A 23,602-nucleotide genomic window follows, 5' to 3' on the forward strand; every position below is an offset into this window, starting at 1 on the left:
CTCGGATCCGAGGAAGCCGGTGACCGGACCCGGCCGGACGGTGAAGGACAGCGCGCCGACGGCGGTGCGGCCGCCGTACCGCTTGGTGAGTTCCCGTGCCTCGATCATGCCGCCGACGCTACGCAGGACGGACGCGCCGGACATCCGCCGCCGGGAGACGGCGGCTGCTCCCAAGGGAGTACGGTCACACCTCCCCCGCCCGCACCAGCCCCGTCTCGTACGCCACCACGACCAGCTGCGCCCGGTCCCGCGCCCCCAGCTTGGTCATCGCCCGGCTGACGTGCGTCTTCGCGGTGAGCGGGCTCATGACCACCACCACGGTCGGCGCCGTACGACAGCGTCGAGGTGCTCCGGGCGGTGCAGCGCCCAGGGCCAAGACGGTGCCGGGCTGATCAATCCGCCGGTCCGCCTGGTCGTGGCCCGGTTGGCACTCCTGCGGGGTGCGCGCGTCCCGGCGCCGCGGCATGGCCGCCTGATGCGGTGGTTTCGCGCCGCGGCGCCCCGCTCTCACACCGGCCGGTGCCGTGCTCGCAGGCCGTCGACGAGCAGGTTGAGTCCGAACTCGAAGAGCTGGTCGAAGTCCGTGTCGGTGAGCGCGGACAAGGTGGCGTGCAGGTGCGGGTGGTCCCTCGGCGTCACCGCGGCCCGCAGCACGTCCGGGGAGGAGGGCTCGGCGCCGTGCGCGGACAGGGCCGCCTGCTCCTCCAGTGTGTGGCCGACGGTGAAGTTGGCCACCGTGAAGAGCGTCCGCGCCGCGTCGTCGTCGGAGAACCCCGCCTTGCGCAACACGCCGACGACGGTCTCCGCGAAACCGAGCGTGTGCGCGCCTGTCGCGTGCGTACCGGCGAACACACGCGCGCCGTCGCGATGGGCGAGCAGGGCGGCGCGCAGAGCACGCGCCAGAGCGACCAGCCGTTCGCTCCACACGGTGTCACCGGTCGCGGCGGCGGCCTCGGCGACGCCTCCCACCATGTGCTCCGCCATGGCCATGAGCAGGTCCTGCTTGGTCGCGTAGTAGCGGTACAGGGCCCCGGCCTGAACGTCCATCGCGTCGGCGAGCCGCCGCATGGTCAGGGCGTCGAGCCCTGACCGGTCCAGCAGGTCCAGGGCTGTCCGCAGGGTGCGCGCACGGTCGATCCGCGGACGCCGGCCACGGGGCGGGCTTGACGAGGAGCTCATGACCCCCACTATAGTGAACGACGTTCACGTGAACGCTGTTCACTAAATATGTGCGGAACGAGGGACGCGAGAGGGCGGCTCCGATGGAAATCGATGTGATCGTCGTGGGCGCAGGTCCGACCGGGCTGATGCTGGCGTGCGAACTGGCCCTGGCGGGCGTACGGACCCGGGTCCTGGAACGCCGTGCCGAGCCGCAGCGGGACTCCCGGGCGCTGAGCCTGCATCCGCGCAGCGTGGAGTTGCTGGACCAGCGCGGACTGCTCGACCGCTTCCGGCCGCTCGGCCGTCCCGTGCCCAGCTGGCACTTTGCCCAGCTGCCCACTTTGCTGGACTTCTCCCGGCTCGACTCCCGGCACGGCTACACACTGTTCCTCGCCCAGGCGCGCACCGAGGCCCTGCTCGCCGAGCGAGCCCGTGAGCTGGGTGTGGAGATCCTGCGCGGTCACGAGGTCGTCGGCCTCGACCAGGACGACGACGGGGTCGAGGCGCAGGTGCGGGGGGCCCGAGGCGTCGAGAGGGCGCGTGCCCGGTACGCGGTCGGCTGCGACGGTGGGCGCAGTGTGGTGCGGCAGGCCGTCGGCATCGACTTCCCGGGCACCGACGAGACCCTCACCGGCATGCTCGGTGACTTCGCGGTCGTCGACGCCGCCCCCGCCGTCCTGGACGCCGCCCGTGCCGGCGGTGTACTGGTGGCGCCGATGGAGGACGGCCTGACCCGGCTGGTCCTCCTGGACCCGGAACGGATGCGGGTGCCGGTCGGTGAGCCCGTGACCCTGGACGAGTTCCGCCGGTCCCTGGTCCGGCTCTGCGGATCCGACTGCGGCATCGCCGAAGCCCGCTGGCTCTCGCGCTTCGGCAACGCCACACGGCTCGCGAGCAGGTACCGCGTCGGCCGTGTCCTTCTGGCGGGCGACGCCGCCCACATCCACTTCCCCGCCGCGGGGCAGGGGCTCAACACCGGTCTGCAGGACGCCGTGAACCTCGGCTGGAGGCTGGCTGCCGAGGTGCACGGCTGGGCGCCGCCCGGCCTGCTGGACGGCTACGGCACCGAGCGCCGCCCGGTCGGCCGGGCGGTCACGGAGAACACCGAGGTCCAGACCCTGCTCGCGGAACTCGCCCTCGTACGGCACTACCAGCGCCCGGCCGCCGCCCTGCGGAGCCTCTTCGACGAGCTCCTGCGCGTCGACGAGGTCAACCGCATGCTCGCCGCCAGGATCTCCGCGCTCGGCATCGCCTACCCGCCCCAGTCGTCAGGAGCCGACCCGCTGGTGGGACGGCGCATGCCCGACATCGCGCTGACCGCGGTGGAGTCGTCCGCGACACGGGTCTACGACCTGCTGCCCACGGCCCGCTTCGTCCACCTCGACCTCACGGGCGACCCGGAGTCCCGGGCGGCCGTCGAAGCGGAGTGGAGCCGGCGGGTCACCGCCGTGACCGTCACCGCGCACGACGACCACGCGGAGCTGGACGGTGTGAGCGAGGTCCTGGTCCGCCCCGACGGCCACGTCGCCTGGGCCACGCGCGCCACCGGCGCGGGGGAACGCGGTGCCGGGCGACGCGAGGCGCTGACGGCCTGGGCCGGTCCCCCGGAGCACGGGGTCTCCCGTCCCACGGGGGCCGCGCCCGTGGCAGGCAGGTAGCAACGAGGAAGGTGGCGCCGGCTGCGGCCGGGGCGGTGGCGGGCGCGGTGCGCGGGTGAGGCGGCAGAGTACCGCGATGAGCAGTGGGGCGTCCGTTCGTCAAGGGGAACACGGTGCGGTCGGGATCCGTCCCGCCGCCGGCATGATGCCCACTTGGAGGGGCGGCTTCCCGCTCACACCTGCTCCCACGCGAAGTGGAAGGCGCTCGGAGAAGGACGGGACTGACGTCCCCGTCTTCCCTCGCCCCATGTCGAGCAGTGGGTACCTGTCATTTTCGCTGTCACCCACCCCCGGCCGCCTCGCGCCGCCGGGATGGTGACGCACGGCCCGCGGAACCTGCTCTCAGGTTCGCGGTCCTGGTGCGGTCCGCCGGGGGGCGGTCCCTCGGGCGGGACTCGTTCGCCCACTCGTGCCGCACCACCGGTTCAGTCCCTGCTCACCACGCAACCATCAGCCGCTGCCACGGGTCTGACAGGCGAACTCACCATGTGCGACTTCGAAGCCGTGTGCTTCCAGGTGCTTCCAGGCCGTGTGCTTCCAGGAGGACCTGTGGGCATCCGCCGACTTCCCGTACCGACCGCTCATACCAAGGGAAAGCCATGACCCATCGCTTTCGTCTGACCGTCGCCGGCACTCTGGCCACGACCCTGCTCTCGGCCACGCCCGCCGTCGCGGCCACGCCCGGCACCGAGGGGCCGTACACCTGGACCGTGGAAAAGGGGCACGCGCTCGCCTGCACCGGGGAAGGAGGAGGGGTGCGCGTGAGCGTCGACCTCTACGAGAACTCCGCCTTCGGGACACACGCCCAGGTGTTCGTGCAGACGGCGGAGACCGAGTACGTACGCGGCGGCGAGACGGCCGGCGGCCTGTTCGACGACGGCAGGATACGACGCCGGCTGGTCGTCGCACCGCAGGAGCCGGCGGCACAGGAGCGGACGGCGAAGTCCTCGCGGACGGTGCTCGTCAGCGGCTCCTACGCCCCCAGCGGTCCGCGCCGGTGGGTGCACGAGGTGTACGACGAGCCGTCGGGACAGGTCGTCTCGAAGGGGTGGAACACGCCGCTGTCGGCCACCGTCACCGTGAACACGCTCGGCCGACGGATCGGTCTGACGTGCGAGACCGCCTTCGCCTACGACCTGAAGGTCCGCCGCCCCGCCGACAGCGGGAACTGACCCCCGGCGGGGGCCGTCCTCGCAGTGCCGTCAAGGGTTGTCCTCGGCCCCGGCCGCCACCGGTGCGCGGCTCGCCGGTGGCGTCGGCGTCCGGACGCAGAACCCGTGGACCGGTTTCCGCGCCGGCAATCAACCGGTGGACCGATGCGGCACGGGCGGGGCTCATGGCAACGTGCCCCTGTGCCCGCGGACGGACCGTGCCGGCACGATCGACGATCCGTGACAACGGGAGGGACCATGACCACCACACCGTTCGTGAACGGCAAGGGTCTGACGCGCCGCCGCGTGCTGGGGGCCGCGCTGGCCACCGGGGCCGCCATGCCGGTTGCGGCCCATGCCGGTCCTGCCCAGGCGGCGACGGACGCACCCGTCCCCGCCCCGGAACGGTTCACGCTGCCGGTGCCCACCGGGCCGTACCCGGTGGGCACCGTGCAACTGCACCTCGTCGACCGGTCGCGCCCGGACGACATCGCGGGTCCGGGGCACTTCCGCGAGCTGATGGCCGGCGTCTGGTACCCCGCCCGGAACGCCGAACGGTATCCGGTGGCGCCCTGGATACCGGACGGCGCCCTTCAGGCGTTCCTCGCCGACGCCGGGTTCGCGGACCTGGTCCCCCTGGCACCGCTCACCGCCGGCCGCGTGGGCGCCCCGGTGCGGCGGTCGGACCGTCGGCTGCCCGTCGTCGTGTTCTCGCACGGCGCGCACAGCCATCAGGGCGACCACACCACCGTGCTCCAGGAACTCGCCGGCCACGGATACGTGGTGGTGACAGTGGCTCACCAGTACGACACGTACACCAGGTTCCCCGACGGCCGGGTCGCCGTCCCCCTCCACGACCAGAAGGCGCCGACGCTGCCCGCGGACTTCGCCGCGGACCTGCGCTTCGTCCTCGACTGCATCGAGCAGCTCGCCGCCGGACACAATCCGGACGCCGACCGTCGCGAGCTGCCGGCCGGGCTGCCCGGCTGCCTCGACACGCGGCGCATCGGCGCGTTCGGCTGGTCGAAGGGCGGGACGGCCACCGCCTGCGCCATGCTCGCGGACGAGCGCATCCGGGCCGGGCTGAGTCTCGACGGCCCGATGCAGATGAAACCACCACTGACCGGTGACCTGGACCGGCCGTTCATGCTGATGTCCGCCGAGTTCACCCGGGCCGCGAATCCCGAGATCGCCGCCTTCTGGTCGCACCTTCGGGGCTGGCGGCTGGACATCCGGGCCCAGGGCGCCGCACACATCTCGTACGGCGACAACGAGGCGCTGTTCCCGCAGGCGGCGAAGGTGTACGGATGGAGCGAACAACAGCTCCAGGACTTGATCGGCACCCTCGATCCCGCCCAGGCGGTGAGGATCCAGCAGGCATACCCGCTCGCGTTCTTCGACAGGCACCTGCGCCGGCGTCGAGGGCGCCTGCTCGACGGGCCGTCCCCGGCCTTCCCCGCTGTGACGTTCCTTCCCTGAGACGGGGGACCACGGCACCGCGGTGCGCGGACACCGGTGGGACCGGGCTCACGTCACGGTCGTCATCCGCGGCAGCGGCCGGCCGGTGTCGGCGACCCGGGTGAGCTTCGCGGTCAAGGGCGCCAGCGGCGCCGAGGAAAGGGCCTTGCTGAACAGAGCGCGCAGCGCCAGTCCGAGCCGGGTCCGCGGGTAGGCGAGGTGCTGAAGGCCGGGCGGAAGCTTCTGGACGGCGTCGACGAGGGGCCGCATCCAGTTCTCGTACGCGGTCAGAGCGGCTTCGGGACCGGCCGACTTCCGCGACGGTGTCGTCGTAGACGATCTCGACCCCTGCGGGCAGGTGGTCGAGGACGGCGCGGGCGAAGTCACCGCGCAGGACCTCCAGTTCCGCGGTGGCGCCGTCCGGGCCGTCGGACGGCAGTTCGGCGATCGTCCCGCCCTCTCCGTCCACGAGGACCGTGCCGGTCTCGGTGGTGTTCAGCGCCTTCACCGCGTCGAAGAGCCCCATCCGGTCGAGGACCTCCCGCGCGACACCGCGGACGTCGACGTTCTGCCCGCCGTCACGGAAGGCCGGTGCGCGCTCGAGGACCGTGACCTCCCAGCCGATGCGGCGCAGCCAGTGGGCGGCCGAGAGGCCGGCGATGCTCGCGCCGGAGATCACCGCGTGTGATGGGGTCATGGTCCGCTCCTGGGTCCGTCGTCGGCACGACGCCTACCCTCATGCTTTACAGGGAAGCTACTTCACACCGAAAGGGTATCCGTGTCCGGCATGGACCCCTTGACGTCCGACTGGACACCGGACCAGATCGAGGTGATGCACCGTCTGCGCGACTGGGCGGTCGTCTTCATCGAGCTGAACCAGTACCTCGCGTCGTGGACGGGCCTGTCGAGTTCGGACGCGTTCGCCCTGAGCCGCATCGTCTGGGCGGCCGAGACGGACACACCGCTGTCGCCCGCTCAGCTGTCCCGGCAGATCGGCATGACCTCCGGGGCGACGACGGTACTGCTGAACCGGCTCGAGACCGCCGGGCACATCCACCGCAGCCGGGAGACAGCGACCGCCGGCGCGTCACCCTGCGCCCCGCCCCGGCGGCCCGTGAACAGGCCCGCCGCTTTCTCGCCTTCTCCGGCATCGAGATCGCGACGACCCTGCGCGAGGCCGATCCCGGCGAACTCCGCGGTGCCGCGGAGTTTCTCGCACGCATGACCAGGGCCGCCACCGAAGCCGACGCACGCCTCGCCCGGGCCGAGCGGCTTCCCCGTACGCCGACGCAATGACGGGTGATCACCCGGATGGGGCGGCAGGCCCGAACACCCCTGTCCGACTCTCCGCGCTCGTGACCTCCTCACGGTCCGGCGGCGGTGGATCTTCCCGGTGCCCGTGCCGTTCAACGCCACGGTCAACCGCGCCGAGGGCCCCGTCCACGGCCTGATCCGGTCCACCGCCTGTTCGGAACCCGGCGACACGAGGGCTCCGGCGTACTCCGGCACCCTGGCCGTCGGCTTCCTGGTCGGGGCCGGCGGCGACTGCACCTCCGGTGGGGTCTCCTGTACCAGCCCGTCGCGGATCGTCGTCGGCGAGCTGCTTCCGCCCGTACCCGCAGTACGCACGGTGTCCGGTGCCGCCGCCGGGACGGACCCGGCGGTGCTCACCACGGCTGCGTGGTGAGCACCGCGCGGACCTGTTGCCGCCCCGGCACCGGCCCGGGCTCAAGAGACCCGTCTGACGGTCCAGGCGTTGTTGTTCAGGCTGGGCACCGAGGAGTAGCGGCAGCTCTGGCTGTAGTACTCGCGGATCTGGATCCAGCCCGCCGGCTGGAGCGTCGAGGCGCAGATCGCGACCTCGGTGCCGATCGGGTAGCCGTCCAGCTGCTTGATCTGCTTGCGGTTGGGCTCGAAGCCGCCGCACTGGGAACTGCTCGACCACGAGACGTCGGCCCAGCCGCTCGGCGTGAGCTGGCTGTGACAGATGCTCAGAGTGTCACCCGGGGCGGCTGCCGCGGGAGCCGCGGTCAGGGTGACAGCGGCACCGGCCGCGGCAAGGGCCATCAGGATGTTCCGTGCAGCACTCATGAGGTCTCCCGGTGATGGTGAGCGGTGATCATGGCCGTGCGGACATCATTCTCACGTGGCATGAACGCGCCGAACAGTTACTTTCGGGTCGGCGCATATCACTGAAAAACGGCGTTTGCCGACGTCCACCCCGTTCTCGGCCGCTCCCCCGCACCGGATCCTCCGTACAGCGGGTCGCCGCCGGGTGCGGGCGGAGGTGCCGGAGGCGCCGTCGGGCACACCGTCCGCTCCCCATGTCCGGCACGGCATGTCCGGCACAGCTGCCGACCGACCACACAGAACACCGGTTTCATAATACTGATTTTATAATTGTGCCGGCCGCTTCGGGATCACTCACGGCCGCAGCAGGGACGGCTCACGCGAAAGCGGCTCAGGACAACATCAGCATGTACAAGCAGGAGAAGACCCAGTGGTACTGGGTCGCTTCCGGGCTGACAATCGCCAAGTTCCAGGGATACGGCTCCACCCAGGCCGACTTCTGCAACCGGGCCGCAACCGGGCCGCAGCCGGGCCCAGCCCTATTACGGCTGCAACAACCAGCCCGCCACGCTCGACGACATGGCCAAGGGCTGGAGCAGTCCCGGCATGACCCGTACCGGCTCGGGTCTGAGCAGCGCGGCCACGTTCAACCAGGTGTGCACCGACGTCAAGGCGGCCCGACCGGTCGCCGCCCGAAGAAGAGTTCACCCCGTTCCTGCGGTTCGACACCGAGATCCGCCGCCTCGTCTGCACCACCAACGCGATCGAGTCGGTGAACGCGCGGATCCGCCGGGCAGTCAAGGCCCGCGGACATTTCCCCAACGAGCAGGCCGCCCTGAAATGCGTCTACACGGCGATCATGTCCCTCGACCTCACCGGCAAGAAACAGGCACGCTGGACCATGCGCTGGAAGACCGCACCGAACGCCTTCGGCATCACCTTCGACGGCCGCCTCTCCGCAGCCCGTCAGTAACCTCGACCAACCCAGTTGCACCACTCCTTTGACAGTCCCCCTCATGGTCATGTTGGCAGTCCTCAGGTCACGTCGTGTGGAGCTGTGGCCTCATGGGTGAGACGGGAGACCAGTTCGAGCCAGCCCCTTTCCAGCCGCTGCAGCGGTAGGTTGCACTGGTCGCTCAGATGCCGGAGAAGGGCGGGCTCCAGGTAGCCCAGCAGCGCGTGGCTGAACAGTTCTGCGTCTGCTTCGGGTGCAGCCAGGCTGAGCAGGACGCTGACCCGCTCGTGGTACGAGCGGCGAGGCGCGCGCCGGTAGCGCTGGTCGGGAGAGGGCTCGGCGGCTATCTGGAGCTCCATCTCCTGGGCATAACGCCGTATGGCGGCCACCCCGAATGCGCGGAGCTGCTCGATGGCCTTGTCACGGTCGTCTGCTTGGTCCGAGCCGCTGAGGTGAGCGGCCTGGAAGGTGTCCTCGGAGTGCTGCAGCAGGGCCTGCAGCAGACCTGTGCGGTCGCCGAACCGCCGGAAGACGGTGCCTTTGCCGACACCTGCCGCGGTGGCCACCGCTTCCATGGTGAGGTGCTTCAGCCCTTGCTCTCGTGCTATCCGTGCTGCGGCGTTGAGCAGGCGGGTGTGATTGCGTGCCGCGTCCACGCGCAGCCGTCTGCTGTCCTCGCGAAGATGCGGTGACCGGGGCGCGGGTGGTATGGCATTCTGCTGGTCGCCTGCGGGGCTCGGACAGAAATGTGCTCCCGGCGAAGGAGCAGCTATCCGGTGCGGTGTTGTCTGTGTGATCGTCTCGACGAGGTCCAGCGCCAGGCCGGCAGTGTGCAACGCGGCTGCGTCGGGCTTCTCCACCAGCGGCAGCAGATCGGCCAGAAGGGTGATGAAACGTCCGCCGTTCTCGTGGACGGCCGTCATCGAGCCCTCCCATATCGCAGCCCGGATGCCGACCGCGCTGAGCGACCCGGACCCGGCGGCCGACTGCGCAAGAAGCTGGGCCAGGCGATGTTCGAGCCCGGTTGGCTGCCACACGCCGTGGCGGAAGTCTCGTACGAGGGCCTTGAGTTGTTCCTGGACGCTGTTGGGGTGTGAGCGCTGAGGGGGGTGGGGCTCGTCGGGGGTGGACACTCAGAACGCTCCCAAGTGGGTTGTGGAGTGCGGGCGTCGGAGGCTTGGAGGTAGCCGGCCCGCCGGTGGGGGTTTCGTGGGACGGGCGGGTGCGGTCCGCATGTGCGGCAGTGGTGGTGGGGCCCGGCAGCACCGGGGTGGCGCCCTGCAGATGGAGCGTGTCACCCCGGTGGGACCGTCCCGCCCTCAGCTCAGTCGCCGGGAAGCAGGACGGTCTCGTCGCCTTCGAACCAGGCGTTGTCGATCGTCAGCCGGCTGATGCGCCATGTGCTTCCGTCGCGTGTCAGGTCTGCGTCGTAGCGGTTCATCATCAGTGCGTGCCGGGTCCGGTCCGGCTTGGGGCCTTCCTGCGGCAGGTAGTGCTGGGCCATCGCATAGCAGTGCACGTGGGCGGTGCCGCCGTCGACGGTGGCGCGGATGTTGCTGATCACGTGGCTGGTGTCGAGCGGGCCGACCGCCGGGATGAGGACTCCCACGACGGTGTCGCGCGGCTTGAGCGGGGGGAAGTCGAGACCGATCTTGCTCGTGGCCGGTGTCAGGTCGACCATGGCGTCCTCGGTCAGTGACGAGGCGAGCAGTTCGGCGTCACCGTGGTCGAGGCCGGCCGTGTAACGGTGCAGTGTATCGGCGATCGCGGCCTGGTCGATCAAGAGCTGCAGCCTGTCGTCGGACATCGGGCGCTCCTCGGGGGGGATGTTGTGGTTGAAGCGGAAGAGGTTGTCCGGGTCGAAGCACCTTTTGATGCTGCGGAGCCGGCGGTAGTCGGCTTCGTCGTAGGCGGCTCTCACGTCGTTGACGCCGGTGTCCTGGGCAGCCATGAAGTTCAGGTAGCGTCCGCCGGTGGACCAGGAGCGCATGCGCTGCAGGAGCTCATCGGCGTAGGCGTTCATGGCGGTGAAGGCGTCGGGTGCTCCGACACCCACGATCCAGAGTGCGAACTGGGCGTTCCGGTGTCCGACGGCGTTATCCGCGGCCCGGGCCAGGGCACCACCGAGGTGACGCAGCTCGACGAAGTGCACCGGGCAGTCGGCCGTCGGGCCCGCGGCGGTCAGGATCTCCTCGACGGCTTCGGCGGTCAGTGAGCGCAGCATCGCGGTACGTTCCATGAACGGCACCGGATCTGCCGGATCGTTGTGGATCTGGGCGAAGGACGCGTAGGGCATCGGACCCAGAGTGTCCGCGAGGACAGGTGCGGCCGCCCGTAGCGGCGCAACCAGCCCGATGGCCTCGGCTGCCGGGCCGAGGTAGGAAATACGGACGTGCACGGCGAAGCGGTCGGCGAGGAAGGCGGGCACGTCGGGCAGGGCCGGCAGGCGCAGCAGGGCGATCGATGAGCTCAGCTCGTCCGGGGCCTCGGCCGTGACCTGGGCATAGGCGTGCAGGACGGCTGCTGCGTCGGCACCGTCGAAGAAGAGGCCGCCCGCCCACAGCTCTTTCACCGGGAAGAGCGAGAATTCCATGGCGGTGACGACACCGAAGTTGCTCTTGCCGCCGCGCAGCGCCCAGAACAAGTCGGGTTCCGACGCTGCGTCGACATGGCGCAACTCGCCGTCGGCTGTCACTACCTCCACAGAGGTGACGTGGTCGGCTGCCCATCCGTGGGCGCGGCCCATGGTGGGGCTCAAGCCCCCACCGAGGGTGTAGCCGATGACTCCGACAAGTGGTGAGGAGCCGTTGAGCGGGGCGAGCCCGAACGGGGTCGCCGCGTCGATCACTTGCTGCCAGCGGGCTCCCGCCGTCACGCGGGCTGTGCGGGCTACGGGGTCGATGCTCACCTGCGCCATGCGGTGAGTGGTGATGAGGACCGCGTCGTCGGCCGGGATCGTCGCCTGGTGGCCGGTGGTCATGACGGCGACGGGCAGACGCCGCTGTGCAGCGAAGCGAACGGCGACCTGCACGTCGGTGCTGTTCGCGGCTGCGACCACGACGCACGGGTGGTGGGTGACGGCAAGGTTGAAGGGCGCGCACTCGTCGGCGAACCCTTCGTCCTCCGGTCCGAGTACGGACCCGGTGATCTGCGCTGCCAGAGCGGCGCGCGTGAGTGAATCGAGCATGCGTGCATTGCATCGAGCGCTTGTCGACGTGGCGTCGATGGCGCGTCGACGAGGCGCGTCGACGAGGCGTTTCGCCCACGGGACGCAGGTGGTCTCCCGCACGTTCGCACCGCGGGTGGTGCAGGGGCTTGTGCGGGTGCGTCGCCCCGCGCGGCCGCTGCGGGAATCAGGGCAGCGAGAGCGACACCTTTTCCGCGAGAGCGTCCGGAAGATCGGTGATCTGGTCCAGCACCGCGCGTAGGTCCTTCTCGCCGACCGTGTTCTTGCCGGTCAGGCAGTGGCGCAGCAGCCGGTGCAGCGCTTGCTGGCAGTGCTCGTGCCCCAGCCCGTTGAGGGCCTGGCGGCGCGCGAACGCCTTGACAAGCCCGAGGAAGTGGTAGTCGCCGTTCTCGCCGATCTCCACCACATGGGCGTCGACGAGGGCTTCCATGACGGCGGTGGCTTCGTTGACGGGCAGGTCGAGCACTGCCGCGGCCATGGCGGCGTCCAGCCGGCTGCAGTCGGGAACGGCGGCGAGGTGGAAGGCGTTGCGGTGGAAGGTGTCCATGCGCGCCTGGGCTTCACGGAACGGTTTGTCGACGATCTTGCAGTCCTCATGCATGACGACCGGCTGGCGCAGATCGTCTTCGAGCTGGGCCAGGATCTGGTCGATCGTCCACGACGGCCGGGCATCCAACCGGGCGGCCGCCACATGCACCGAGAGCGGCTGGTAGGAACAGGCCTGCACCAGGCGACCGGCCGCTTCCTGCTCTGCGAACACGCGCCGGGTGCCGGAGATGGCGGCGAGCAAGTGCAACGCGTCCTGGGGCTGCAGGACGCCCAGACGCAGCCAGGGGATGCCGGGCAGGTCGATGATGCGGCGCGCACTGGTCATGATGACGGCGCAGCCCGGGGAGGCCGGTAGCAGGGGGCGCACCTGCTCAGCGCTGGTTGCCGCGTCCAGGACGATCAGCAGGCGGCGCCCGGACACCGTCGTACGCCACAACGCGGCACGTTCGTCCAGCGATGCCGGCAGCCGGGGCGCTCCGAGCGCACGCAGGAACTGGCCGAGCACCTCCAGCGGGCCGACCGGATCCTTGAAGCCGCCGAGGTCGGCGAAGAGTTGTCCGTCGGGAAACAGCTGGCGCCGGGTGTGTGCGACGTGGACGGCGAGCGTGGTCTTGCCCATCCCGCCCAGGCCGGTGATACCGATGACCGGAGCGTGCGCAGCATCACGCAGTGTCATGGACAGCTCCGTGATCTCTGCGCGACGCCCGGTGAACACTGCCAGGTCCGCCGGGAGCTGAGCCGGAACCGGCGCGGGCGCGGGGGACGAGGACAGATGACGGCCCGCTGGGGCGGGCGAGTCCTCGGCCTCGCGCAGGATACGGCTGTGGAGAGATCGAAGTGCGGGTCCGGGGTCCACACCCAGCTCTTCACGCAGAAGCTGCCGTGTGCGCTGGAAGGCGGCCAGAGCCTCAGCTCGGCGGCCGGCACGGAACAACGACAGCATGAGCTGTTCGTGCAGCCGCTCCCGCAGCGGGTGCTCCATCACGGCTGCCTGGATCTCGGACGTCAGATCAGACTGCCCGCCGACCTCCAGCTCAAGATCGAAAACCTCCTCCAGAGCAGCCAGTCTCAGCTCCTCCAGCCGATCACGCTCGAGCTCGAAGAAAGGGCCCCGGGCACCCGACAGGGCCGGCCCCTGCCACATACCAAGAGCCTGACGCAGGAGATCGGCAGCACTCGCCGCCGCACCGGCGCGGCGTGCCCGGTGCGCCTGAGCGGTCAGCTCCCGAAACCTCCTCAGGTCAAGAGTCCCGTCACGGACCGTGAGACGGTAGCCGGTGCTGGTCGATTCGATAACCGCGCTGTCGCCGAGAATCGGGCGCAGACGATAGACGTACGTGCGGACGGTGCCCCGAGCACCGCGAGGCCCGTGCTCGCCCCACAACGCCTCCAGAATCGCCCCGGTCTCCACCGGGCGCCCTTCGTGCAGAAGCAGCAGCGCGAGCAATCCACGCTGCTGTGGAGATCCGAGGTCGATCTCCTCGTCGCGCCGCCACGCACGGACAGGACCAAGAATTGCAAGACGCATCACGCGACCGCACCCTATCTCTCTCGTGTCTGCCCCGTTTCGGCCCGCTCGGCGAGGCCGCCGCGCGGAGCCGGAAAGGTGATCCCTGGATCCAGGTTCCCCGCTGACCGGGCCCACCCGTACCGACGCGCCCGAGCAGGCACGGTGGCCCGGCATCTGACAGGGCCGGTTCCATACCCGCGGTCGTACCGGGGCCCAGGACGGACACCACGGTCAGGTGTGACTTCGCAGGCCGTCACGCGGCGTCGGAGGCGAGCGCTTCCTTCACGGCGGCGAAACCGGCAGCGTGCAAGATGAGGGGCCGGTATTCCAGTTCGGTCACTGCTTTGTCGGTGCGCAGCGTGCACGGCTGCCCGACGAACCACCGAGCGGGTACCGGCACTACCTGGGCGGCAGTGTCGGCGTCCAGGTCGGAGATGGGCGCGTCGACGCCGTGGAGCGAGAAAAGCGTCTCCAGGAAATTCCGCAGGATGACTGGATGCTGGTCGGTGACGAAGTGGGCCTGTCCTGGCCGGCCATGCTGCCAGCCGAGTACCAAGCCCTCGACGGCATTGTCCGCATACGTCACACCGGTGGTGTGCCGGCCGCCATCGATCCAGGCGAACTGCCCGGCCCTGGCTGCGGCGGCAGGCGTAAGGCCTCTACGAGTTGCCTGGTCCTGGGACGGCACACGACTTCCTCGGGGGCCTCTTCCTCCGCTGTGAGGAGCGTGGCGACCGCTTCGGTGCGCAGGCCGGCCTGTTTCTCGCCGATGGCGCGGTCGGTGAGCAGGTGGGCGCGGCGCTCGCGCGGGAGGTCGGCAAGGAAGGCAGCGGGGATGTCCGCCGCGACGGCTACGGCGTCCGCGCCTTCGCTGAGCTGGACGTGGGCGGCGACCTGGTGGATTTGGCAGTCGGTGGGGCCGAAGGCGGCGCACAGCTCGTTGCCGTCGAAGCCGAGCCGGCTGACGTGTTCGTCGGCCTGGTCGAGAAAGCCGGGGACGGCGCGGGCGAGGGCTGCGGGGTGGTGGTCGTCGGCTGACGTCCTGGCGGCCTGCCCGGGGTGCGGGTGCTCTCCGGCGGCAGTGAGCTGCTCATGCCCACCACGTACGACGACAGCACAGCGGCCGCGGACCTCGTCGGCCGTCCCCGCCGTGGCCGGCCGCCCGCCCCGATCGCGCCGACCGGCTCGCGCAGGAGCTGCGCGGTCTTCCCGCCGACGCACCCGAACAGGCGCCTGTGCCATGAACGGCCACCCCGTGCTGCACGACCCCGAGGGACACCTCGCCGCGGCACTGCCTCTCGATCGCCTCAGAACTCGTGCCAGAACCCAGATCGACGCTCAACCAAGGTCCCCGGCAGCGTCAGTCTCCCGGGCGACGCGAGCCGCAGCGAGGGCGGTTGCGGCCGGTGCGGCCCGCGTGTCAGCGGTCGAGCTTGAGTGCACCGTGGCCGACATGGGTTTTCTCGGCGACGCCGCGGATCAGGTTCAGCAGGTCCTCGTGCAGGCGGTCGGTCATGCGGCCCTCGGCGACGCTGCGTTCGAAGGAGCGGTTGATGCCTCTGATCGCCGCACGGCCGGCGGCCTCGAACGGGTCCTCCTGACCGGTGCCCTCGAAGGGGAACTCGGTCCCGGTGATCCGGCGTGACACCTCCACCTCGGCCAGGGCGGCGACGCCGGGATTGGCGAGCGCCATCGCGCGGGTCAGTGTCGCCTCCTCGTGGTCGAGGTGCTCACGCAGGTCGCGCCACCACTTGTCGACGAGCTCGACGAATCCGACGGACGGATCGGCGTGGTAGAGCGCGATGAGCCGCTGCTCGCGTTCGGCCGGCCATTCGGTGACGAAGTCGAGCTTGGAGGGGAAGTAGCCCGTCACCGTTCGCGGGGCCACGTCGGCGGCCTCGGCGATGTCGGCGATGGTCGTGCCCTCATAGCCGTGTTCGACGAACAGTCGCAGGGCGGTGTGCAGGATGTGGCGCCGGCGGCGCGCCTTGTTCCTCTCCCGCAGCCCGGGGCCGTTCTTCGTCGTCACCGCGCCCTCCCTCTCGTCGTTCGCCACTGCACAATTTTTGCCATCAGCAGCATACACGCCTCACAGTATATAAATGCCTCCTTGCGCAATCTTGCCTTTCATGGCAAAGTTTTTGTTCGACGGTCCGACGATGTGTCCGCACGGACGGCACCTGCCCGCGGACCGCGCAAGGGAGATGGTCTTGAACACTGCATACGCCGACGCATACGGATTCCCGGTCGGTGAGCCGACGCCGATCCTGAGTTACAGCCCCGTGGTCCTCGACGTCCCGGACAGGCCCGTGCGACTGGAGATCAAGGTCACGGCGCCCGCGACGGGCACCGGGTTGCCGGTCATCGTGCTCTCCCACGGGCACGGTGGCGCGAACTTCCTGTCCTCGCTGCGCGGCTACGGCCCGCTCGTGGACTTCTGGGCCGCCCACGGCTTCGTCGTCATCCAGCCGACACACCTCGACTCCACCGTGCTCGGACTGCGCGAGCGGGCCCTGCCCGACGCGCCTCTCTTCTGGCGCGACCGCGCCCTCGACATGCACACCGTCCTGGACCGTCTGCCGGAGGTCCTCGGCGCCGTCCCCGACCTGCCGCAACGCGTCGACACCAGCAGGATCGCGGCGGTGGGTCACTCACTGGGCGGCCACACGGTGTCGCTGCTGATGGGCATGCGCGTCCTGGAGCCGCAGGACACCCGGGAGAAGGACCTGTCGGACCCACGGCTGACGGCAGGTGTCGTCATCGGAGCCCCCGGCATCGCCGACGAGCACTTCGGTTCGTGGGCCAGGGAGCACTACCCGTCGCTGCAGTACCCGGACTTCGCGACGATGACCGGCACCACGCTGGTCGTGGCCGGCGAGGAGGACCTGAACTCGAACTTCTCCAGCCGCCTCAGCTACCGGTGGGACGCCTACACCCACAGCCCGGGCGGCAACAAGACGCTGCTCATGATGGCGGGGGCCGGGCACCTGTTCGGCGGCATCTCCGGCTACGACGCGGCCGAGACCACGGATGAGAACCCGGCCCGCGTCGCCGCACTGCGCGCACTGATCCTGTCCTACCTGCGTTCCCAGCTCCTCGGCGACCGGTCCTGGGAAACGGCGGTCGGCATGCTGCCGTCCCTGCCGGTACCCGTCGCCACGGTGGAAGCCAAGTGAGTACGCGACGTCGCCCCCACCAGGGGCCGAAGAGGAGCAGTCCGTGAACATCGCCGTGCTGGGAACCGGCAAGGTCGGCTCGACGCTGGGCGCACGCCTGACCTCACGAGGTCACCGTGTGCTCTACGGATCCCGAACACCCAGGGGAGCAGACCGGCTCGACCACCGCAGCGCCGTCGCCTCCTGCGACCTCGTCATCACGGCCCTGCCCGGCGACGACGTGCTCGGTGTCCTGGAGGAGATCGGGGACGAGGCCCTGGGCGACAAGATCCTGCTCGACCCCTCGGCGACGATCACCCCGCAGATCGCCACAGGGCACACCGGCGACGGGGTGGCCGTCCGGGTCCAGGAACGGTTCCCGCGCACACGCGTGGTGAAGACCCTCAACACGATGAACTTCGCCATCATGGTCGACCCGCTCGCATCGGTCCCCGCGGCCAGCGTCTTCGTCAGCGGTGACGACATCGCGGCGAAGAAGGCGGTCACCGGCCTGCTCGGCGACCTGGGCTGGCCCGATACCGGCATCATCGACCTGGGCGGCATCGGCACGGCCACCGCGACCGAACAAGCCGGCTCGCTGTACTTCGCCACGGTGCGCGCCCTGGGCGACGCGAGGTTCAGCCTCACGGTGTCACGATGACGGGGACACCGCCGGATCGCGGACCAGTGCCGCAACGGTGCTTGCCCTGCGGTGCATGAGCGGTTCGTGCACCGGTTCATTCGGGAGGAACTGTGCCGGTCGGCGCCGGCCCGCATGCGGGGTTCGATCGCTCCGTTGCAGCGCAAGAACGGCTGGACGCCGGCGCAGGAGGCCGGCCATGGCGGGCCGGATCGCATCCACCGGCTGCTGAACCGGATCGAGTGGGACGCCGATAAGGCCCTGGGCGACGTACGCGACCACGTGGTCGAGCACCTCGCAGACGAGGGAGACGATGGCGGCGGCCTGGATAGAACCCGCTTGCGGAGGAGTTCGCATCCTGCGCGGCCGAACATCTGGCGCTTCAGCACCTTGACGCGGGGTGACGGCGTCGAGGTCGCGCATGAGGTGCTGAGCGAAGTGGCGGAGGCTGGGCAGTCCGGTGGTCGAGCTGGCCGCTTCGATCCATCCGGGGAGTCGCTCGCCTTGCAGCTGGGTGAGCACGTGGGCGAAGGAACTCACGCGGGCGAAGGAACGCACGTGCCCGGTGAGCGCTGTCAGTTCGTGGCAGTCGGCCAAGGGCGACTTCGAGCTGGAGCCGGTCGCCTTCCGACAGTACGTCGGGGTGGATGAGATCCAGCGCGTGACGGCGCGAGCCGATGGCGGCCGGGGGCCGAGCGGGAGGCAGGCCCACTGGCAGCCGGCGCGATCCACGTACAGGATCGCGTTCATGATCTCGCGCAGGTCGTGCCGGGGCGGCCGCCCGAAGTCCAGGACCCGGCCCCGGCGCTCGAAGCGTCGGGCGGACAGCACCGGCTCGATCAACTCCCAGCGGGCTCGGACAGATCACCTGGACACGTATGACGTTCCGTCATGACCCGGACATACCTCCGCCCGGGGGCATGCGCCCAGGCGTGCATTCCGCTGCGTTGAAGCGCGGTACAGACCCGGACGTCCAGGCATGAGACAGGCACAGGCAGACCTTGACTCCATCCGTCACACCATCAACCTCACCAAGCAGAACCGCCTCCGCGGACTCGCCGGCAACGCACCGAAAGGCAGAACGAAATAGCCTGAGGGCCGCACTCAAGAGGAAAACGACCTTTCAGAACCCATCTTCGAACCGGTAAGAGACCCGACCGAAAAACAGAGCAACGGGGCAACGGGGCAGGGGGACGGACAGCTCTGTCGTGGGGACGAGGTTCGTGACGGTTCCTGTGAGCCCTCGCCGTATCTCAGCCGTGTCTCAGGAGGAATAGCCGCGCTGTTCTGCCGACGGCAGAACAGCGGCCGATCCGGGCTCGACGATCGCTACGGTCCGGTCCCATGACGACGATTGCGACACGCACGGTCGAGTATCCGGCGGACGGTTTGACGATGATCGGACACCTCGCGCTCCCGGCGGGTGTCGACCGCCGGCCCGCGGTGCTGCTCGGACCAGAAGGCACGGGGCTCAGTGACGTCGAGCGGCGCCGGGCCGATGCTCTCGCCGAGCTGGGATATGTGGCACTGGCCTTCGACCTTCACGGCGGGCGCTATCTGGGCGACCCCGAGGAGATGCTGGCCCGTTGCCTGCCACTGCTCGCTGATCCCGACCGGATGAGGGGCATCGGTCATGCGGCGCTCGACGTGTTGCGCACCGAACCGCGGACCGACCCCGACCGGATCGCCGCCGTCGGCTACGGCACCGGGGGCGCCGTCGGACTGGAACTCGGGCGCGACGGCGTCAGCCTGCGCGCGATCGGGACCGTCAACGCGCTGACCACGGGCCGACCGGGCGAGGCGGCGCGCATTCGCTGCCCGGTGTGGGCCGGCGTCGGGTCGGAAGACCCGATCATGCCGCCCGCGCAACGGAACGCGTTCACCGCTGAGATGCAGGCCGCGGGCGTCGACTGGCGCCTCGTGGTCTACGGCGGTGCCTTGCACGCCTTTCACCACCCGCCGGTCGACCACCCGACGGTCCCAGGCGTCGGCTACCACCCACAGCACGCGCAGCGAGCCTGGCACGACGTCGTCGACCTGCTCGCCGAGTGCCTGCCCGTGACGGAGAATGCGGGGACATGATCCAGGCGAACATGCCGGCGTCGGGCTCGGTCGGCGTCATGCACCGACCCGGCCGAGCGCGAGGCGGCCCTGAACGGCGCGATGGACGGCATCGCCACGTCCATCGCGGTCCCGCGCCCGCCGGCTCCGTGACGCCTCAAGCGGCTCCGTGACCCCTCAAGCGGCTCCGTGACGCCTCAAGCGGCATGGACGGTTTCAGCAGGTCGTGGGCGCCGTCCATCCCGAGACCCGACGGGCTGACCGTCGGGGCATCGGGGCATCGGGGACCGGGCCCGACCCCTCGGGACGCCGCACCCCGACGTGGCACATCTGCGCCATGATCCGGCCGCCTGCCCCGTGCACCTCCGCCACCACGTTCTTCCAGCCCGCCGGGGCGTCCTCGCCGTGGAACAGCGGCGTCCGGTCCCTGTCCCCCGCCGAGTCGTGACCGACGTACGTTCCCTCGGTGACGATCAGTCCGACCCCGCCGGCCGCCCGGCGTGCGCAGTACCGCGCCACGTCGGCACCGGGGACGCCGCCCGGTGAGGAGTCGCGCGTCATCGACGCCATGACGATCCGGTTCGGGACGGTGAGCCCGCGCAGGGTGAGCCGGGTGAACGGACGGGACGGGATCCGAGCCGCGCGGTCGGCGGCGGCGCTGCCGGCAGGCATGTGGATGCTCCTCTTGGTCGAGGCGGGGAGTGTGGGTACTGGACACGTCGATCTGCCGCATCCCGCTTCCGACAGCCGGTGCCGCAGGGCTTGCGTGCCTGCGGGACTTGCAAACCACCGAGTGCGGAGGAACCCGCGCCGGTACGCATTCGCCGACCTGACGCCGCAAGCGGCGCCGATCCGGCCGGGCAGCGGGCCGTCGCTCCGCCGGCCCCGTCGTCAGCTCCTGCTCAACCGCCGCATGATGGCCTCCAGCAGTTCGTCCAGCGCCGCCTCGCGCATCCGGCCCTTCGGCCGGGCCAGCCCCACCCGGCTCGGTGAGACCCCGCGGACCGGACGGAACACCACGTCCGGGTGGGAGTGGAAACGGGCCGTCGAGGCCGGGGCCAGCGCCACGCAGCCGGCGGCCACCGCTCCGAGCCACTCGTCGGGCCGGTCGGTGACGGCACCGACCCGGACAGGGTGTCCTTCCCGCTCCTCCCCCGCCAGCCAGTGCTCCCGCCAGGCCCCGGTCTCGGCTGCGGCCGCGACGAACGGCTCGTCCCACAACTCCCGGAACTCCGCCGTCCCGCTGTTCGCCAGCGGATGCCGAGCCGGCAGCAGCACCCCACGCTCCTCGACGAACAACTCCCGCACGTTCCAGCCTTCCTGCCCCGGAAACGGCAGACGCACCACTGCCGCATCCACCTCCCCCCGGGCCAGGCCGGCGCTCGGATCCGACCAGTCGGACTGACGCAGCTCCACCCGCCACTCCGGCCGTGTCCGGCGGAACCCGGCGATGACCTCGTGGACGGCACCCACGGCGCCCGCGTCCAGGAAACCCAGGCGCAGCACCCGCGCCGCCCGGCCGGTCGCCCGCACCGCCGCGTCCCAGCCGTCCAGCAGCGCTGGTACCCGCGCGGCGAGTTCCCGACCGGCCTCGGTCAGCGCCGTCCCGGACCGCGAACGCGCGAAGAGCGGCACCCCGAGACCGTCCTCCAAGCGCCGGATCTGCTTGGTCAGCGCGGGCTGGGAGACGAACAGCCTTTGTGCCGCCCCGGTCAGGCTGCCCTCCTCCGCCACTGCGGCGAAGTACCTGAGCAGGCGCGTGTCCACGTCCATGCCACCAGGTTATAGAGACAGGTATTGGACGGTGCCGAAGTGCCTGCGGACTCTGGAGGCATGACCGGTACCCAGCTCGCATTCGTCGTCGTCACCTTGTCCACCGCCGCTGTCAACGCCGCTGTCGCTGCCGCCGACCTCGCCGGGGCGCGCTTCGTGCTGGCCAACTCGGCGCAAGTGGGTGTGCCCCGGTCCTGGCTGCCCCGGCTGGCCGCCCTCAAGCTGGCCGGGGCGGCGGGCCTCCTCCTCGGCCTCCTCGACGCGGCGCTGCGCCCTCTCGGGATCGCCGCGGCCTGCGGTCTCGTGCTGCTCTACCTGGGCGCGCTCGTCTTCCATCTGCGCGCCCGTGTGCTCCACAACCTCGCGTTTCCCGGCTTCTGCCTCGCCACCGCCGTCGCCTCGTCGGTCCTGGCCGTGTCCTCCTGACGGCGGCGCCGCTCGACGTCGTCCACGTCGTCCTCGGGAATGACCGGCACACACCGTGTACTGCCTGCCCTGGGCGGGAATCTCGATCCACCCGTTCGGGTGTTGCGCCGGCACTCCGCTGCACTGGACAGTCGTCACACGGGGGCACATGCTCGGACAGCGGTTCAGCACAGGACGATCGGACACTGTTCTCGCCTCCGGAGAAGGGTCGCGCCCGTGAAGTTCAGCTACGCCATGCTCCCCGACTACCCGCTCACCGAGTCCTTGGAGTCCATCCGGCTCGCCGACGAACTGGGCTTCTACGCCTGTTACGCCGCCGACGAGACCTGGCACAAGGATCTGTGGCTGCTGTTCGCCGCCGCGGCCGGGCAGACCAGCCGCATCAGACTGGGCCCGAGCGTGTCCCCCGTGACCCTGCGCGAGCCGACGCTGATCGCGCAGGCCCTCGCCACGCTCGACGAACTGACCGGGGGACGCGCCGAAGGCGTCCTGTCCAGCGGCAACTTCGGCCTTCTCGCCCAGTACCGCATCGACTGGGCCCGCACCAAGCCCCTGTCCCGTGTCAGGGAGGCGCTGTACGTGATGCGCACCTTCCTCGACGAGGGCGCCATCACGCACGACGGCGAGTTCTTCTCCTACGACGGCCTGTTCACCTTCGCCCGCCCGGTGCAGGAGCGCCTGCCGCTCAAGCTCGGCGCGATGCGCGGCCCGAAATCCTTCGAGGCGGCCGGCGAGCTGTCGGACGGCTGTCACCACGCGCTGAGCTACACCCATGAGGCGTACGACTACGCCGTGCGGCACATCCGGGCGGGCGCGGAACGCGCGGGCAGGGACTGGCGGACGCTGGACATCGGGGCCTGGGTGGTCCTGGCGACCGGTCCGGACTCCGCGGTCGCCAAGGAGGCCGCGCGCAGCATGGTCGGCATCTACGCCTCGTCCATGCCGGAGGAGCAACTGCGCCGCAACGGCGTGGACCCGGCGGAGCTGGCCCCGGTCGTCGAGGCGATCGGCGCGGGTGACCTGGCCAGGGGTATCGAGCTGACCTCCCCGGAGGTGGCCGAGCGGCTGTCCGTGTCGGGCACGCCCGAGGAATGCCTGGAGAAGATCCGCCGGGACATCGCGCCCAGTGGTGTCAACCACATGATCTGCGCCATCACGGACCGCGCGCTGGTCGAAGCGTTCACGGGTCGTGACCTGAAGGACGCGGCGGACGTGAACACGCAGCTACGCCTGATCAGCGAGCGGATCATGCCGGCGTTCGCCTGACTCCGTGCCGGGCCGGGGGTCCGGCGGCGGTCGGGCGGGCGCAAAGAGCGGAACGTATGCCATCGCCGCCACCGACGGCGCGCTCCCCGTCCTGCGGGCGGCTTCCGGCGCCGTGCGGTCGAGGACGAAGCCCGGTTCGACAAGGACGGCGGGTTCGATGGCGAGGCGGTCGGGCGGGCTTCCGTCGAGACGGCCGGCCGCGATGCGCAGGCAGGTGTCCTCAGGGGGTCCTGGGCTGCGCTGCGTGTCGTACTTCTTCCGGTCCCGGTGCTGGTGAGGGCGACCCTGTAGCCGCCGCGGTCCGCGGATTCGACGACGCCCTCGTGTTCCGGCAGACGCAGGGCCTGGCGGACCGGTGAGCGGGAGACCTTCAGGAGTTCGGCCAAGGACCGTTCGGCGAGCCGGGTCCCCTTGGCCAGGCCGCTGGTGCCGATGTGGCCGGCGGTGCGGTCCGCGGTCCGGCGGATGAGCGGGGTGACGGCCGCTTCCGCGTCGGTGGCCTTCTTCCGCGTTGCGGGCGGGGTCATGGCGTTGCCTCCCCGGCAGGGGCAGGGGCAGGGGCAGGGGCAGGGGCAGGGGCAG

Annotated in this window: 21 protein-coding genes and 7 pseudogenes; 14 read left to right on the forward strand and 14 right to left on the reverse strand. The window is 70.5% G+C overall.

Annotation, left to right across the window (positions count from 1 at the left end; translation table 11 throughout):
* From HO151_RS07125 to HO151_RS01215, 3 genes and pseudogenes are all read right to left on the reverse strand, one after another.
* A pseudogene (locus HO151_RS07125) lies at positions 1-108 on the reverse strand (ABC transporter ATP-binding protein); the annotation flags it as partial.
* A 76-nt stretch (positions 109-184) separates the two neighbouring features.
* A pseudogene (locus HO151_RS01210) lies at positions 185-313 on the reverse strand (LuxR C-terminal-related transcriptional regulator); the annotation flags it as partial.
* Between the two features lie 194 nt (positions 314-507).
* Entirely contained in the window at positions 508-1,179 is a 672-nt protein-coding gene (locus tag HO151_RS01215) for a TetR/AcrR family transcriptional regulator (RefSeq protein WP_173894287.1), read from the reverse strand.
* 83 nt (positions 1,180-1,262) lie between these two features.
* On the opposite strand from HO151_RS01215, the gene HO151_RS01220 reads away from it, so the two are divergent.
* The 3 genes from HO151_RS01220 to HO151_RS01230 all read left to right on the forward strand — a co-directional run bounded on the left by HO151_RS01220 (position 1,263) and on the right by HO151_RS01230 (position 5,449).
* Positions 1,263-2,819: a monooxygenase gene (locus HO151_RS01220; RefSeq protein ID WP_173894288.1), complete on the forward strand. Its 1,557-nt coding sequence runs from the start codon at positions 1,263-1,265 to the stop codon at positions 2,817-2,819.
* A gap of 599 nt (positions 2,820-3,418) precedes the next feature.
* Complete coding sequence (locus HO151_RS01225; protein WP_173894289.1) at positions 3,419-3,991, forward strand: hypothetical protein; 573 nt, start codon at positions 3,419-3,421, stop codon at positions 3,989-3,991.
* A 237-nt stretch (positions 3,992-4,228) separates the two neighbouring features.
* Positions 4,229-5,449 (forward strand): acetylhydrolase, encoded by a 1,221-nt coding sequence (locus tag HO151_RS01230; RefSeq protein ID WP_173894290.1) that lies wholly within the window; start codon positions 4,229-4,231, stop codon positions 5,447-5,449.
* A gap of 48 nt (positions 5,450-5,497) precedes the next feature.
* On the opposite strand, the gene HO151_RS07130 is transcribed toward HO151_RS01230, so the two are convergent.
* The gene (locus HO151_RS07130) at positions 5,498-5,698 is read right to left on the reverse strand and encodes a hypothetical protein (RefSeq protein ID WP_254594617.1); all 201 of its coding nucleotides are present in this window, start codon (positions 5,696-5,698) and stop codon (positions 5,498-5,500) included.
* Between the two features lie 88 nt (positions 5,699-5,786).
* Between HO151_RS07130 and HO151_RS07135 the strand changes: the two genes are divergently transcribed.
* The 3 genes from HO151_RS07135 to HO151_RS01245 all read left to right on the forward strand — a co-directional run bounded on the left by HO151_RS07135 (position 5,787) and on the right by HO151_RS01245 (position 7,115).
* Positions 5,787-6,116: a hypothetical protein gene (locus HO151_RS07135; protein WP_254594618.1), complete on the forward strand. Its 330-nt coding sequence runs from the start codon at positions 5,787-5,789 to the stop codon at positions 6,114-6,116.
* A 99-nt stretch (positions 6,117-6,215) separates the two neighbouring features.
* Positions 6,216-6,653, forward strand: a complete 438-nt coding sequence (locus HO151_RS01240) for a MarR family transcriptional regulator (protein WP_217422755.1) — start codon at positions 6,216-6,218, stop codon at positions 6,651-6,653.
* A 168-nt stretch (positions 6,654-6,821) separates the two neighbouring features.
* Positions 6,822-7,115, forward strand: a complete 294-nt coding sequence (locus tag HO151_RS01245) for a hypothetical protein (RefSeq protein ID WP_173894291.1) — start codon at positions 6,822-6,824, stop codon at positions 7,113-7,115.
* A 41-nt stretch (positions 7,116-7,156) separates the two neighbouring features.
* Here HO151_RS01245 and HO151_RS01250 read toward each other — a convergent pair whose 3' ends face one another.
* The gene (locus tag HO151_RS01250; protein WP_173894292.1) at positions 7,157-7,519 is read right to left on the reverse strand and encodes a hypothetical protein; all 363 of its coding nucleotides are present in this window, start codon (positions 7,517-7,519) and stop codon (positions 7,157-7,159) included.
* 679 nt (positions 7,520-8,198) lie between these two features.
* On the opposite strand from HO151_RS01250, the pseudogene HO151_RS01255 reads away from it, so the two are divergent.
* Positions 8,199-8,471 (forward strand): annotated as a pseudogene (locus HO151_RS01255) (transposase); the annotation flags it as partial.
* A 62-nt stretch (positions 8,472-8,533) separates the two neighbouring features.
* On the opposite strand, the gene HO151_RS07560 reads toward HO151_RS01255, so the two are convergent.
* The 4 genes from HO151_RS07560 to HO151_RS01275 all read right to left on the reverse strand — a co-directional run bounded on the left by HO151_RS07560 (position 8,534) and on the right by HO151_RS01275 (position 14,285).
* On the reverse strand, positions 8,534-9,586 hold the full coding sequence (locus HO151_RS07560) for a TetR family transcriptional regulator (protein ID WP_368039377.1): 1,053 nt from the start codon (positions 9,584-9,586) through the stop codon (positions 8,534-8,536).
* A gap of 191 nt (positions 9,587-9,777) precedes the next feature.
* Positions 9,778-11,640: an FAD-binding protein gene (locus HO151_RS01265; protein ID WP_173894293.1), complete on the reverse strand. Its 1,863-nt coding sequence runs from the start codon at positions 11,638-11,640 to the stop codon at positions 9,778-9,780.
* Between the two features lie 166 nt (positions 11,641-11,806).
* Positions 11,807-13,873 carry a BTAD domain-containing putative transcriptional regulator gene (locus HO151_RS01270; protein ID WP_368039378.1) on the reverse strand — a complete coding sequence of 689 codons (2,067 nt, stop codon included), beginning with the start codon at positions 13,871-13,873 and terminating at the stop codon, positions 11,807-11,809.
* 79 nt (positions 13,874-13,952) lie between these two features.
* Positions 13,953-14,285, reverse strand: coding sequence for a hypothetical protein (locus HO151_RS01275; RefSeq protein WP_254594619.1), 333 nt, complete (start codon positions 14,283-14,285; stop codon positions 13,953-13,955).
* An 80-nt stretch (positions 14,286-14,365) separates the two neighbouring features.
* Between HO151_RS01275 and HO151_RS01280 the strand changes: the two genes are divergently transcribed.
* Positions 14,366-14,737, forward strand: coding sequence for a hypothetical protein (locus HO151_RS01280; RefSeq protein WP_173894295.1), 372 nt, complete (start codon positions 14,366-14,368; stop codon positions 14,735-14,737).
* Between the two features lie 382 nt (positions 14,738-15,119).
* On the opposite strand, the gene HO151_RS01285 is transcribed toward HO151_RS01280, so the two are convergent.
* Positions 15,120-15,728: a TetR/AcrR family transcriptional regulator gene (locus HO151_RS01285; protein WP_173894296.1), complete on the reverse strand. Its 609-nt coding sequence runs from the start codon at positions 15,726-15,728 to the stop codon at positions 15,120-15,122.
* A 175-nt stretch (positions 15,729-15,903) separates the two neighbouring features.
* Here HO151_RS01285 and HO151_RS01290 point away from each other — a divergent pair, with 175 nt between their 5' ends.
* The 3 genes and pseudogenes from HO151_RS01290 to HO151_RS01300 form a co-directional block, all read left to right on the forward strand.
* Entirely contained in the window at positions 15,904-16,875 is a 972-nt protein-coding gene (locus tag HO151_RS01290; RefSeq protein WP_173894297.1) for a chlorophyllase, read from the forward strand.
* Positions 16,876-16,918: 43 nt separating this feature from the next.
* Positions 16,919-17,515 carry an NAD(P)-binding domain-containing protein gene (locus HO151_RS01295; RefSeq protein WP_173894298.1) on the forward strand — a complete coding sequence of 199 codons (597 nt, stop codon included), beginning with the start codon at positions 16,919-16,921 and terminating at the stop codon, positions 17,513-17,515.
* Positions 17,516-17,530: 15 nt separating this feature from the next.
* Positions 17,531-17,791, forward strand: a pseudogene (locus HO151_RS01300) (IS701 family transposase); the annotation flags it as partial.
* A gap of 399 nt (positions 17,792-18,190) precedes the next feature.
* On the opposite strand, the pseudogene HO151_RS01305 reads toward HO151_RS01300, so the two are convergent.
* Positions 18,191-18,387 (reverse strand): annotated as a pseudogene (locus HO151_RS01305) (transposase); the annotation flags it as partial.
* A 451-nt stretch (positions 18,388-18,838) separates the two neighbouring features.
* On the opposite strand from HO151_RS01305, the gene HO151_RS01310 reads away from it, so the two are divergent.
* The gene (locus tag HO151_RS01310) at positions 18,839-19,576 is read left to right on the forward strand and encodes a dienelactone hydrolase family protein (RefSeq protein ID WP_173894299.1); all 738 of its coding nucleotides are present in this window, start codon (positions 18,839-18,841) and stop codon (positions 19,574-19,576) included.
* A 211-nt stretch (positions 19,577-19,787) separates the two neighbouring features.
* Here HO151_RS01310 and HO151_RS01315 read toward each other — a convergent pair.
* Positions 19,788-20,227: pseudogene (locus HO151_RS01315) on the reverse strand (12-oxophytodienoate reductase); the annotation flags it as partial.
* Positions 20,228-20,446: 219 nt separating this feature from the next.
* Positions 20,447-21,328, reverse strand: coding sequence for a LysR family transcriptional regulator (locus tag HO151_RS01320; protein ID WP_173894301.1), 882 nt, complete (start codon positions 21,326-21,328; stop codon positions 20,447-20,449).
* 60 nt (positions 21,329-21,388) lie between these two features.
* Here HO151_RS01320 and HO151_RS01325 point away from each other — a divergent pair, with 60 nt between their 5' ends.
* Together HO151_RS01325 and HO151_RS01330 are read left to right on the forward strand one after the other, a co-directional pair.
* The gene (locus HO151_RS01325) at positions 21,389-21,754 is read left to right on the forward strand and encodes a DoxX family protein (RefSeq protein ID WP_173894302.1); all 366 of its coding nucleotides are present in this window, start codon (positions 21,389-21,391) and stop codon (positions 21,752-21,754) included.
* Between the two features lie 216 nt (positions 21,755-21,970).
* Positions 21,971-23,020: an LLM class flavin-dependent oxidoreductase gene (locus HO151_RS01330; protein WP_173894303.1), complete on the forward strand. Its 1,050-nt coding sequence runs from the start codon at positions 21,971-21,973 to the stop codon at positions 23,018-23,020.
* Positions 23,021-23,313: 293 nt separating this feature from the next.
* Here the strand turns inward: HO151_RS01330 and HO151_RS07630 are convergent.
* Positions 23,314-23,547 (reverse strand): annotated as a pseudogene (locus HO151_RS07630) (GntR family transcriptional regulator); the annotation flags it as partial.
* Between the last annotated feature and the right edge of the window lie 55 nt (positions 23,548-23,602).

The sequence above is a fragment of the Streptomyces sp. 8P21H-1 genome (genome assembly GCF_013302945.1).